Origin of the sequence: Pseudonocardia kunmingensis (assembly GCF_006716445.1) — a bacterium.
Classification (GTDB): Bacteria; Actinomycetota; Actinomycetes; order Mycobacteriales; family Pseudonocardiaceae; genus Pseudonocardia; species Pseudonocardia kunmingensis.
This window is the reverse complement of record NZ_VFPA01000003.1, coordinates 769,563-782,077: the sequence shown is the minus strand read 5'-3', so window position 1 is coordinate 782,077 and position 12,515 is coordinate 769,563. Positions and strand designations below refer to the sequence as shown.

The 12,515-nt window shown below is 67.3% G+C and carries 7 protein-coding genes and 3 rRNA genes; 8 read left to right on the top strand and 2 right to left on the bottom strand.

The window, feature by feature from the left end:
- Window positions 1-13: 13 nt before the first annotated feature.
- The 4 genes from FB558_RS26565 (at window position 14) to proS (ending at window position 6,681) form a co-directional block, all read left to right on the top strand.
- Window positions 14-1,534, top strand: a 16S ribosomal RNA gene (locus FB558_RS26565).
- A gap of 298 nt (window positions 1,535-1,832) precedes the next feature.
- Window positions 1,833-4,948 (top strand): 23S ribosomal RNA (locus FB558_RS26560).
- 77 nt (window positions 4,949-5,025) lie between these two features.
- Window positions 5,026-5,142, top strand: a 5S ribosomal RNA gene (rrf, locus tag FB558_RS26555).
- Together the 16S, 23S and 5S rRNA genes form the textbook arrangement of a ribosomal RNA operon.
- Before the next feature lie 120 nt (window positions 5,143-5,262).
- On the top strand, window positions 5,263-6,681 hold the full coding sequence (proS, locus tag FB558_RS26550; protein ID WP_142057915.1) for a proline--tRNA ligase: 1,419 nt from the start codon (window positions 5,263-5,265) through the stop codon (window positions 6,679-6,681).
- Here proS and FB558_RS26545 read toward each other — a convergent pair.
- Window positions 6,675-7,523 carry a TIGR03620 family F420-dependent LLM class oxidoreductase gene (locus FB558_RS26545; RefSeq protein ID WP_211366858.1) on the bottom strand — a complete coding sequence of 283 codons (849 nt, stop codon included), beginning with the start codon at window positions 7,521-7,523 and terminating at the stop codon, window positions 6,675-6,677. The two genes, proS and FB558_RS26545, sit on opposite strands and share 7 nt — an antisense overlap.
- Window positions 7,524-7,740: 217 nt before the next feature.
- Here FB558_RS26545 and FB558_RS26540 point away from each other — a divergent pair, with 217 nt between their 5' ends.
- Together FB558_RS26540 and FB558_RS26535 are read left to right on the top strand one after the other, a co-directional pair.
- Window positions 7,741-8,214, top strand: a complete 474-nt coding sequence (locus tag FB558_RS26540) for a hypothetical protein (RefSeq protein ID WP_142057911.1) — start codon at window positions 7,741-7,743, stop codon at window positions 8,212-8,214.
- A 439-nt stretch (window positions 8,215-8,653) separates the two neighbouring features.
- Window positions 8,654-8,977, top strand: coding sequence for a hypothetical protein (locus FB558_RS26535; RefSeq protein WP_142057909.1), 324 nt, complete (start codon window positions 8,654-8,656; stop codon window positions 8,975-8,977).
- Window positions 8,978-9,064: 87 nt separating this feature from the next.
- Here FB558_RS26535 and FB558_RS26530 read toward each other — a convergent pair whose 3' ends face one another.
- Entirely contained in the window at window positions 9,065-9,487 is a 423-nt protein-coding gene (locus tag FB558_RS26530; RefSeq protein WP_142057907.1) for a DoxX family protein, read from the bottom strand.
- 162 nt (window positions 9,488-9,649) lie between these two features.
- Between FB558_RS26530 and FB558_RS26525 the strand changes: the two genes are divergently transcribed.
- Complete coding sequence (locus tag FB558_RS26525; protein WP_142057904.1) at window positions 9,650-10,891, top strand: MFS transporter; 1,242 nt, start codon at window positions 9,650-9,652, stop codon at window positions 10,889-10,891.
- Window positions 10,892-10,910: 19 nt separating this feature from the next.
- Entirely contained in the window at window positions 10,911-12,515 is a 1,605-nt protein-coding gene (locus FB558_RS26520; RefSeq protein WP_142057902.1) for a thiamine pyrophosphate-dependent enzyme, read from the top strand.

Below are 12,515 nucleotides of genomic sequence, written 5' to 3'. Positions count from 1 at the left end.
CTAGAGCCAGATTTAGTTGGAGAGTTTGATCCTGGCTCAGGACGAACGCTGGCGGCGTGCTTAACACATGCAAGTCGAGCGGTAAGGCCTCTTCGGGGGTACACGAGCGGCGAACGGGTGAGTAACACGTGGGTGACCTGCCCTCAGCTCTGGGATAAGCCCGGGAAACTGGGTCTAATACCGGATATGACCTGGCCTCGCATGGGGTTGGGTGGAAAGTTTTTCGGCTGGGGATGGGCCCGCGGCCTATCAGCTTGTTGGTGGGGTGATGGCCTACCAAGGCGACGACGGGTAGCCGGCCTGAGAGGGCGACCGGCCACACTGGGACTGAGACACGGCCCAGACTCCTACGGGAGGCAGCAGTGGGGAATATTGCGCAATGGGCGAAAGCCTGACGCAGCGACGCCGCGTGGGGGATGACGGCCTTCGGGTTGTAAACCTCTTTCGACCGGGACGAAGCGTGAGTGACGGTACCGGTAGAAGAAGCACCGGCCAACTACGTGCCAGCAGCCGCGGTAATACGTAGGGTGCGAGCGTTGTCCGGAATTATTGGGCGTAAAGAGCTCGTAGGCGGTGTGTCGCGTCGGTCGTGAAAACTTGGGGCTTAACTCTGAGCTTGCGGTCGATACGGGCATCACTTGAGTTCGGCAGGGGAGACTGGAATTCCTGGTGTAGCGGTGAAATGCGCAGATATCAGGAGGAACACCGGTGGCGAAGGCGGGTCTCTGGGCCGATACTGACGCTGAGGAGCGAAAGCGTGGGGAGCGAACAGGATTAGATACCCTGGTAGTCCACGCCGTAAACGGTGGGCGCTAGGTGTGGGGGCCATTCCACGGTCTCTGTGCCGCAGCTAACGCATTAAGCGCCCCGCCTGGGGAGTACGGCCGCAAGGCTAAAACTCAAAGGAATTGACGGGGGCCCGCACAAGCGGCGGAGCATGTGGATTAATTCGATGCAACGCGAAGAACCTTACCTGGGTTTGACATGCACTAGACGCGTCTAGAGATAGGCGTTCCCTTGTGGCTGGTGTGCAGGTGGTGCATGGCTGTCGTCAGCTCGTGTCGTGAGATGTTGGGTTAAGTCCCGCAACGAGCGCAACCCTCGTTCCATGTTGCCAGCGGGTTATGCCGGGGACTCATGGGAGACTGCCGGGGTCAACTCGGAGGAAGGTGGGGATGACGTCAAGTCATCATGCCCCTTATGTCCAGGGCTTCACACATGCTACAATGGCCAGTACAGAGGGCTGCGAGACCGTGAGGTGGAGCGAATCCCTTAAAGCTGGTCTCAGTTCGGATCGGGGTCTGCAACTCGACCCCGTGAAGTTGGAGTCGCTAGTAATCGCAGATCAGCAACGCTGCGGTGAATACGTTCCCGGGCCTTGTACACACCGCCCGTCACGTCACGAAAGTTGGTAACACCCGAAGCCGATGGCCTAACCCCTTGTGGGAGGGAGTCGTCGAAGGTGGGACTGGCGATTGGGACGAAGTCGTAACAAGGTAGCCGTACCGGAAGGTGCGGCTGGATCACCTCCTTTCTAAGGAGTCCACCGTGTTGGTGGGGTTGACCGGTCTCGAGTGTTGGGGTTGGTTCTCCTTTCTTCGATAAATGTCGCGCCTGCTGGTTGTGGGGTGTGGCGCTGGGTGGAACATAGTGCTGGTTCATGAGTGCTTGGCACGCTGTTGGGTCCTGAGGGGACACTCGTTGTGGGGTGTGTCTTCTGGCTCCTGACCCGGATCGTCTAACGCATTCCTCGTGGGTGTGGTGGTGGTCGGTGGGGGTTGGGGTGTGGTTGTGTGTTGAGTGTTGCATAGTGGATGCGAGCATCTTGTTGTGAACAAGTGTTTAAGGGCACATGGTGGATGTCTAGGCATCAGGAGCCGATGAAGGACGTGGGAGGCCGCGATAGGCCTCGGGGAGCTGTCAACCGAGCTGTGATCCGAGGATGTCCGAATGGGGAAACCCGGCACCCGTCATGGGGTGTCACCGCCAGCTGAATACATAGGCTGTCGGAGGGAACGTGGGGAAGTGAAACATCTCAGTACCCACAGGAAGAGAAAACAACCGTGATTCCGTGAGTAGTGGCGAGCGAAAGCGGATGAGGCTAAACCTTGGTCGTGTCAAGCCGGCAGGCGTTGCGGCTGGGGTGTTGTGGGATTTTCTCGTGGTGGTGCTGCCGCGCTGCCGAGGTCATTGATTCGTGTTAGTGGAAGACTTCTGGAAAGGGTCGCCGTAGCGGGTGAGAGCCCCGTACATGAAAACACGTTTCGTGGTCTGGAGATTGTTCCCGAGTAGCAGCGAGCTCGTGGAATTTGCTGTGAATCTGCCGGGACCACCCGGTAAGCCTAAATACTCCCTGATGACCGATAGCGGACTAGTACCGTGAGGGAAAGATGAAAAGTACCCCGGGAGGGGAGTGAAATAGTACCTGAAACCGTGTGCCTACAAGCCGTCAGAGCCTCTTTGGGGTGATGGCGTGCCTTTTGAAGAATGAGCCTGCGAGTTATGCTTCGTGGCGAGGTTAACCCGTGTGGGGTAGCCGTAGCGAAAGCGAGTCTGAATAGGGCGTCGAGTCGCGGGGTGTAGACCCGAAGCGGAGTGATCTACCCATGGCCAGGGTGAAGCGTCGGTAAGACGTCGTGGAGGCCCGAACCCACCAGGGTTGAAAACCTGGGGGATGAGCTGTGGGTAGGGGTGAAAGGCCAATCAAACTCCGTGATAGCTGGTTCTCCCCGAAATGCATTTAGGTGCAGCGTCGTGTGGTGGATGCCGGAGGTAGAGCACTGGATGGGCTAGGGGGCCGACAAGCTTACTGAACTCAACCAAACTCCGAATGCCGGTATTTCTAGCGCGGCAGTGAGACTGCGGGGGATAAGCTTCGTAGTCGAGAGGGAAACAGCCCAGATCACCGGCTAAGGCCCCTAAGCGTGCGCTAAGTGGGAAAGGATGTGGGATCGCCCAGACAACCAGGAGGTTGGCTTAGAAGCAGCCACCCTTTAAAGAGTGCGTAATAGCTCACTGGTCAAGTGGTCCTGCGCCGACAATGTAGCGGGGCTCAAGCGCACCGCCGAAGCCGTGGCAACATCACATGAGATCCGCTCATGCTCCTCGGGGTGTGGGTGTAGTCGTGGTGTTGGGTAGGGGAGCGTCGTGCATCCGGTGAAGCGGCCGAGTGATCGAGTCGTGGAGGGTGTGCGAGTGAGAATGCAGGCATGAGTAGCGAATGCAGAGTGAGAACCTCTGCCGCCGAATGACCAAGGGTTCCTGGGCCAGGTTAATCCGCCCAGGGTGAGCCGGGACCTAAGGCGAGGCCGACAGGCGTAGTCGATGGACAACGGGTTGATATTCCCGTGCCCGTGATAGTGCGCCCGTGCTGAGGCCGGTGATGCTAACCATCCGAACCCGCTTTCCGGCCTTCGGGCTGGGTTGTCGGGGGAGCGTGGGACCCGATCCGGTAGTAGGCAAGCGATGGGGTGACGCAGGAGGGTAGTCCCGCCAGGCGGTGGTAGTCCTGGTGTAAGCCTGTAGCCCGACATCCAGGTAAATCCGGGTGTCATCAAGGGTGAGAGGTGATGCGTAGCCGATTGAGGCGAAGTAGGATGATCCCATGCTGCCGAGAAAAGCCTCTAGCGAGTGCTGTTGCGGCCCGTACCCTAAACCGACACAGGTGGTCAGGTAGAGAATACCGAGGCGATCGAGTGAACTGTGGTTAAGGAACTCGGCAAAATGCCCCCGTAACTTCGGGAGAAGGGGGGCCGGTTGCTCTGAAGCCCTTCGCGGGCTAGGGGTGGCCGGCCGCAGAGACCAGGCCCAAGCGACTGTTTACTAAAAACACAGGTCCGTGCGAAGTCGCAAGACGATGTATACGGACTGACGCCTGCCCGGTGCTGGAACGTTAAGAGGACCTGTTAGTCCCTTCGGGGGCGAAGCGGAGAATTTAAGCGCCAGTAAACGGCGGTGGTAACTATAACCATCCTAAGGTAGCGAAATTCCTTGTCGGGTAAGTTCCGACCTGCACGAATGGCGTAACGACTTGGGCGCTGTCTCGACCACAGACTCGGCGAAATTGCACTACGAGTAAAGATGCTCGTTACGCGCGGCAGGACGGAAAGACCCCGGGACCTTTACTACAGCTTGGTATTGGTGCTCGGTTCGGCTTGTGTAGGATAGGTGGGAGACTGTGAAGCGGCCACGCTAGTGGTGGTGGAGTCGTTGTTGAAATACCACTCTGGTCGAATTGGGTGTCTCAACCTCGGGCCATGATCTGGTTCAGGGACAGTGCCTGGTGGGTAGTTTAACTGGGGCGGTTGCCTCCCAAAGTGTAACGGAGGCGCCCAAAGGTTCCCTCAGCCTGGTTGGCAATCAGGTGTCGAGTGTAAGTGCACAAGGGAGCTTGACTGTGAGACTGACAGGTCGAGCAGGGACGAAAGTCGGGACTAGTGATCCGGCACCTCCTGGTGGAAGGGGTGTCGCTCAACGGATAAAAGGTACCCCGGGGATAACAGGCTGATCTTGCCCAAGAGTCCATATCGACGGCATGGTTTGGCACCTCGATGTCGGCTCGTCGCATCCTGGGGCTGGAGTAGGTCCCAAGGGTTGGGCTGTTCGCCCATTAAAGCGGTACGCGAGCTGGGTTTAGAACGTCGTGAGACAGTTCGGTCCCTATCCGCCGCGCGCGCAGGAGACTTGAGGAAGGCTGTCCCTAGTACGAGAGGACCGGGACGGACGAACCTCTGGTGTGCCAGTTGTCCCGCCAGGGGCACGGCTGGTTGGCTATGTTCGGAAGGGATAACCGCTGAAGGCATCTAAGCGGGAAGCTCGTTCCAAGATGAGGTCTCCCACCACCTTGCGTGGTTAAGGCCCCCAGCAGACCACTGGGTTGATAGGCCAGAGATGGAAGCCCTGTGAGGGGTGGAGTTGACTGGTACTAATAGGCCGAGGGCTTGTTCATGACGAGTTGTTTGCATCCACTGTGCGACCCTGAGCGCATAATCGCATCCACTATGATTCACATAATTTGATAGTGTTGTCGGTGGTTATGGCGGAGGGGGTACGCCCGGTCCCATCCCGAACCCGGAAGCTAAGCCCTCCAGCGCCGATGGTACTGCACTCGTCAGGGTGTGGGAGAGTAGGTCGCCGCCGACATTCAACGTGTTCAGAGGAGCCCCGCCGAACGGCGGGGCTCCTCTTTTTTGCGTTGTCGGCGCTCCCGCGCCGGGGCTACCGTCGCCGCTGTCCGATGGTTTCCCGAGCAGAGGCAGCACCGTGGCCAAGGCCGTACTCACCCCGCAGGCGGAGGACTTCCCCGCCTGGTACCAGGACGTCATCGCTCGAGCCGAGCTGGCCGAGAGCGGTCCGGCGCGGGGGAGCATGGTGATCCGACCGTGGGGCTACGCGGTGTGGGAGCTCATGCAGGCCGACATGGACCGCCGGATCAAGGCCACCGGGGCCCAGAACGTCGCGTTTCCGATGCTGATCCCGATGAGCTTCCTGGAGAAGGAGAAGCAGCACGTCGAGGGCTTCTCCCCGGAGCTCGCCGTGGTGACCCACGGCGGTGGTGAGGAGCTCGCCGAGCCGCTGGCGCTGCGCCCCACCTCCGAGACGGTCATCAACCACTACTTCGCCAAGTGGGTCCAGTCGCACCGGGACCTGCCGTTGGCGCTGAACCTCTGGAACAACGTGGTCCGTTGGGAGCTGCGGCCCCGCCTGTTCCTGCGCACCACCGAGTTCCTCTGGCAGGAGGGCCACACGGCCCACGCCACCTACGAGGACGCGGTCGAGGAGACCCGGCGCATGCTGGGCGTGTACCGGCGGTTCATGGAGGAGTCGCTGGCGATCTCGGTGGTGGCCGGGGAGAAGTCGCCGGGCGAGCGGTTCGCCGGCGCGGATCACACCTTCACCTGCGAGGCGCTCATGCGTGACGGCAAGGCGCTGCAGATGGGGACGAGCCACAACCTGGGGCACAACTTCGCCCGTGCGTTCGGCATCCAGTACCTCGACCCCGCAGGCGAGCGTCGCCACGCCGCCACGACGTCGTGGGGCACGTCCACCCGGATGATCGGTGGACTGATCATGGTCCACGGCGACGACCACGGGCTGCGGCTGCCGCCGGCCATCGCGCCGCACCAGGTCGTGGTCCTGCAGTTGGACGAGGACGCCGAGGTCGCCGGGTCGGCGAGGCGGATCGAGGCGGAGCTGCGAGGCGCCGGCGTCCGCGCGCACGTCGACGACCGCACCCACACCTCGTTCGGCCGCCGGTCGGTCGACTGGGAGCTGAAGGGCGTCCCGGTCCGGATCGAGGTGGGCGCGCGGGAGGTGGCGTCCGGCCGGGCCACGCTGGTGCGCCGCGACGACCGCAGCAAGAGCGCCGTGCCGCTGGCCGGCGTGGCGGGCGCCGCCGCGGGCCTGCTCGCGGAGATCCAGCAGGCACTGCTGGAGCAGTCGCGCCGCTTCCGGGAGGAGCACACGCAGCCCGTCACCGACTTCGACGAGTTCGCGCAGCGGGTCGGCGGCGGCGGGCTGTTCCTCGCGGCCTGGTCGGGCGCGGAGGAGTCGGAGCGGGTGCTCGGCGAGCGGACCGGCGCCACGATCCGCTGCATCGTCGACGCCGAGCCGCCCGCATCCACCTGCCTGATCACCGGCGAGCCGGCCAGGCACACCGTGCTGATCGGCCGCGCCTATTGAGGGGTTCGGCGGTCGGCCGCGGCCGTGACGGCGGGCGCAAGCCGCTCGATCACCTCGAACTCGCCCGGCCCGGCCGCGGTGGGGAGGGGTGAGACCACGACGTGGTCGGCGCCCGCGGCCACCTGTGCCTGCATGCGGGCCGTCACGGCGTCGACCCCGCCCCACGCGACCACCGCATCGACCAGCCGGTCGTCCAGGTCGCGGATCTGGCGGTCGTCGAACCCCATCCGGGAGAAGGCTGCCGCGTAGCCGCCCACCGTGGACAGGAACCCCAGCGGCCCGCGGGCGGCGGTGCGGGCGGTGTCGGCGTCCTCGTCGAGGACGACCATCTGCTGCACGGCGAGGGTCGGTGTCGCGCCGAGCCGCTCGCGCGCCCACCTCGTGTACTCCGGGTCGACCAGTAGCGTGACGGCGCCTCCGAACCGGTCCCGCGCCAGGTCGAGCTTGCGCGGCCCGAGGGCGGCCAGCAGCCTCCGGGCCCGCGGCGCGGCCGCGCCGGCGTCGAGCTCGTCGAGCGCGTGCTCCACGGCGGCCAGCGCGCCGGTGCGCAGCCGCTGCGGAGCGCCGATGCCGACCACGAGCCGGCCCGGCGCGATCCGCTCCGCCTCCGCGTAGAGCGCGGCGATGTCCGCAGGCCCGTGCAGGTCCAGGGGGATGATCCCGGGGACCACCGCGATGCGCGTGGTCGCGCGCAGAATCCGCAGCAGCGGGTCCAGGCTCTCCAGCTGCCCGCCGGCCACCCAGACCGCCGAGTACCCCAGCTCCTCGGCGGCGGCCGCTTGCGCCTCCAGGGAATCGGTCACGGTCAGCGCCAGGCCGTACCGGCCCAGTCCTTCGATCATCGTTTCGCTCCATCCGTACATCGGTCCGGCCGACCGTAGGAGTTGAAGTCCGCTTCAGGGCAAGTGCCGGCCCGGCCGGGCGGGTCCCCCGTGACAGCTGTCACCGCGGACGGAGGCCACCTGTCAACGCGGGACGTGACCGGCGGGACTACTGCCGGCAGGCCCGGACCGGACACAGTGGTTCCACGACAGGGCACCTGACCGAACGGAAGCGCACATGATCCAAGCTCTCCAGGACTTCACGGCCACGCTGCCGCCGGTGCTGCAGTGGCTGGGGGTGGCGCTCGCCGGTGCCATCCCGTTCGTCGAGTCCTACTTCGGGTCGGTCATCGGCGTCCTCGCCGGGCTCCACCCGGTGGTGGCCGTGACGGCCGCGGTGGTGGGCAACGTCGTCTCGATGGCCGTGCTCGTCCTCGGTGCCCACGGCCTGCGGGGGAAGTTGGCGCGCGGCGGGCGCGCGGAGACGCCCAAGCGGCAGAAGCTGCGCAGGGCCTTCGACCGGTACGGGGTGGCCGGGGTGAGCCTGCTGGGGCAGACGATCCTGCCGAGCCAGGTGACGTCCGCGGCGATGGTGTCGTTCGGCGCCTCCCGCAACGCCGTCCTCTTCTGGCAGGCCGTCTCCATCGTGCTGTGGGGTGTCGCCTTCGGGGTGCTCGCGACGCTCGGGGTGGGGCTGCTCGCGAGCTCGTGATCCCGTGGGGGGAGCGGCGGACGGCCCGGGCGGGGGGATGCCCGGGCCATCCGCCGTACGCGGGGGGGCCTTCACACCGGGAACTCCTCCCCCGTTCGGGGATGCCGCGCAGCGGCGTGTCGCCGTGCGACACCGATGATCACGGGTGCGGGCCGAGCGTCGCGGTGGACACGCAGCGTGACGGTCGGCGGCCGGTGTCCTCGGACCCACTGGTTCTCGATCACGGGGGGTGCCGGTGCGCGACCGCGTTTCCCAGCCTCGCGCGTGCCCAAACACATCGTTTTCGCGCTCCGCGACGGGCTCCACCCGATGGGAGGACAGCCGTGGAATGAGTGACGGGTGCGAGGTTAGCTTTCTGTTTGCCAGTGGCGACCGCTTCGACGTGCTGGCCCCCGTAGGGATCCGGTCGAGGCCGTGCTCACTCATTCAGGAGACGAAGGTGTGGAAGAAGGCTGGAATCGTCGTCGCCGCGAGCTTCGCGGCCGTGCTGGCGTTGGGTCCCGTGGCCTACGCCGATACCCCACCCGAGGGTGTGGACCGCGCTGACGACGCGGAACAGGTCATCACCGGCGACGACGCGCCTCAGGACGGGTTGCTCAACCTCGGCGATCTCAACCTGTTGAACGGCGTGAACGTCTGTCCGGACGTGACGGCGGCCGTCGGGCTGGGCAATGTTCTGGGCATCCTCGGGGCCGGTTCCTCGGATCCGAGTGCCGCGGATGCGCCGCTCAGCTGCGAGACCTCGGCGACCCGCGAGAAATAGGCGCTCGCGCAATTCGTGAGCAGTCCGCGAAACGGCACGCTCGTCCGCGTCATGCGGGGGGCGTGCCGTTTCGCGGACTCATGCGGATCAGCGGTCGCGCCCGGGGATCCAGGCGGCGATCGAGGCACGCCGGCCCCACGCGACGACCGCGGCCAGCACGAAGAGGATGACCGGGCTGACGAGCATCTCGGGTGCGTCGAGCACGACCGCCTGGGTGTAGCCGGCGCCGATCATGAGGCCCATCAGGCCCACCGCCGCGGGGCCGGCCAGCCGCGGGACCATCAGGCCGACTCCGCCCGCCAGCTCGATGGCGCCGACGACGTAGCGGAACCACTGGCCGGCGCCGATGTCGGTGAAGATCGCCACCGCGTACGGGTCGCCCAGGAACTTCGGCGCCGCGGAGGCGACCACGAAGAAGACGCCCACCAGGACCTGCAGGACCCACAGGGCCCGGTGTCCGGCGCGCGAGGTGGGGCGGGTGGTGGCCGGGGCGGCGGGGGAGGCGGTCATCGGTCGTCCTTCCGGGGGTGGTCCGTGCGTTCGAGGAAGGGACCACGCCTCGCAGGAGAACTCATCGCGCCCACCCATCCTTCCGTTGAACGGAAGCACGCCCTGACGCCGCCGGGAACGCCACCGATACTGCCGCGCAACGTCCGGCAGGAAGGTGGGGACATGTCCGCGGATCCATCGACGAATCCGATCGAACCCCGGGAGCGGGGGGCGGGCTGGGTGGCGCCGCTGTGCTGGTCGGCCGTGGCGCTGGAGGGGTTCGACCTCGTGGTGCTGGGCGTCGTCCTCTCCCCGATGCTGCGCGACGGGGTGTGGGGCCTGACGCCGGCGACCGGATCCCTGATCTCGGTGGTCGGCCTGCTCGGCGTGATGGTCGGCGCACTGGCGATCGGCACGATCACCGACATCATCGGCAGGCGGCGCACCATGCTGCTCACCGTCGCCGGGTTCTCGGTGCTCACCCTGCTCTGCGCGTTCGCGCCCGACCCGTGGACGTTCGGCGTGCTGCGCTTCCTCGCCGGTCTCGGGCTCGGCGGGGTGCTGCCGGTGGCGATCGCGCTGGTCAACGAGTACGCCCGGCAGGGCAAGGGCGGCAGCGCCACCACCGTCCTCATGACCGGCTACCACGCAGGCGCGGTGCTGACCGCGCTGCTGGGCATCGTCGTCATCCCGGCGATGGGGTGGCGGGCGATGTTCGTGATCGGGGCGCTCCCGGCGCTCGTGCTGGTGCCGCTGATCGTGCGCCACCTGCCGGAGTCGGCGTCCTTCCTGCGCGAGCAGGCCGGGGGCGGACGCACCGCGCACGAACGCAACCCGGTGACGATCCTGTTCCGCGGCGGGTACCTGCGCGCCACGATCGCGTTCTGGGTGACCTCGTTCATGGGGCTGCTGCTGGTGTACGGGCTGAACACCTGGCTGCCGGAGATCATGCGCTCTGCCGGGTACCCGCTCGGTGCCGCGCTGGCGCTGCTGCTCGTGCTCAACGTCGGCGCGGTCGCAGGCCTGCTCGTCGCCGGACAGGTCGCCAACAGGGTCGGCACGCGGCGCGCGGTGATCGCGTGGTTCGCCGCCGCCGCGCTCTTCCTGGCCCTGCTCAGCGTCCGCCTGCCGGGGATCGGCGTGTACATCAGCGTGCTGCTGGCCGGGGTGTTCGTGTTCAGCGCGCAGGTACTGGTCTACGCGTACGTCAGCCAGCTCTACCCGGCGGCGGCGCGCGGCACCGCGATCGGGGCGGCCAGCGGCGTCGGGCGGCTCGGCGCGATCAGCGGGCCGCTGATCGGCGGGGCCCTGCTCACCGCCGGCATCGCCTACCCGTGGGGCTTCTACATCTTCGCGGCGGTGGCGGCGATCGGCGGGATCGCGGTCGCGGCGGTCGCCGTCAGCGACACGAAGGCCGCGGCATGACGGCGATGAAGGAGGCTGCGTGACACGCACGGTCCGCGACGCGACGTTCGACGTCCTGCGCCGCCACGACCTGACCACGATCTTCGCCAACCCCGGGTCGACGGAGGTCGCGTTCCTCACCGACCTGCCCGACGACCTCACGTTCGTGCTCTCCCTCCACGAGGGTTCGGTCGTCGGCACGGCCACCGGGTTCGCGACCGCGCTGGACCGGCCCGCCCTGGTCAACCTGCACACCACCGCCGGGCTCGGCAACGCGGTCGGCGCACTGGCCACGGCCCGGGTGAACCGGGTGCCGCTCGTGGTGCTGGTGGGCCAGCAGGACCGGCGCCACCTCGCGGCGATGCCGTTCCTGGCCGGTGAGCTGGACGGTCTGGCGGGGCGCTACCCGGTGTGGGTCGGCACGCCCGCGCGGCCGCAGGACGTGCCGGGCGCGGTCGCCCGGGCCTGGCACGAGGCGCGCGACGGCCGCGGCCCCGCCCTGGTGATCGTGCCCAGCGACGACTGGTCCGCGCCGGCCGACGACGCACCGCTGCCGGCACCCGTCGTGCTGCGCCGGGCCGCGTCGGTCGATCCCGCCGCGGTCGACGAGCTCGCCGCGCTGGTCGGCGACGCCGCGGCCCCGGCGCTCGTCGTCGGCGCCGACGCCGACGACGAGGCGGCGTGGGCGGCGCTGGTGCGCCTGGCGGAGCGGCTGCGCTGCCCGGTGTGGCAGGAGTCGTTCGCCGCGCGCGCCGGGTTCCCGCAGGACCACCCGCAGTTCGCCGGGCACCTGCCCGCCGGGCGCGCCCGGTTGCGGCAGGTGCTGGCCGGCCACGACGTCGTGCTCGTCGTGGGCGCGCCGGTGTTCCGCCAGTACCCGTTCGAGCAGGGCCCCTTCGTCGAGCCGGGCACCGCGGTCGCGCTCGTCACCGACGACGTGGAGGACGCGCACCACAGCCCGGCCGACCTCGCCGTGCTCGCGAGCCCGGCCGAGGTCTGCCGCCTGCTCGCCGAGCGCGTTCCCGACCGTCCGGACGCGCCCCTGCCCGCGGTGTCGCGCACGCCCGCGCCGGCGCCGCCCGGGGCGGGCGAGCCGCTGCGGGCCGCGCACGTCATGGCCGCGCTGGCCGCGCGGGTGGCACCCGAGACCGTGGTCGTCGAGGAGACGCCGTCGAGCCGCCCGGACCTGCACCGGCTGCTGCCTGCGCGCCGCCCGCTCGGGTTCCTCAGCGCCGCGATGGGCGGGCTGGGGTTCGCGCTGCCCGCGGCGATCGGGGTGCGGATGGCGTCGCCCGAGCGGCCGGTGGTCGCGGTCGTCGGTGACGGGTCGTCGCTGTACGGGATCCAGGCGCTGTGGAGCGCGGCGCACTACGGCGTGGGGGCGCTGTTCGTCGTGCTCGCCAACGGCCGGTACGCGATCATGGATCGGCTCGCCGAGCAGCGCGGCGGCAAGCCGCCCTGGCCGGCGTTCGAGGAGGTCAGCGTGAGCGGGCTCGCGCAGTCCCTCGGCTGCCCGGCGCGCCGGGTGCTCGACCACGACGCGCTGCTCGCCACCCTCGACGAGGTCGTGCCCACCCTCTCCGCGCGGACCGAGCCGCTGGTGCTGGAGGTCGTGGTCGAGCCCGACCCGACGTTCGCGCCCTGA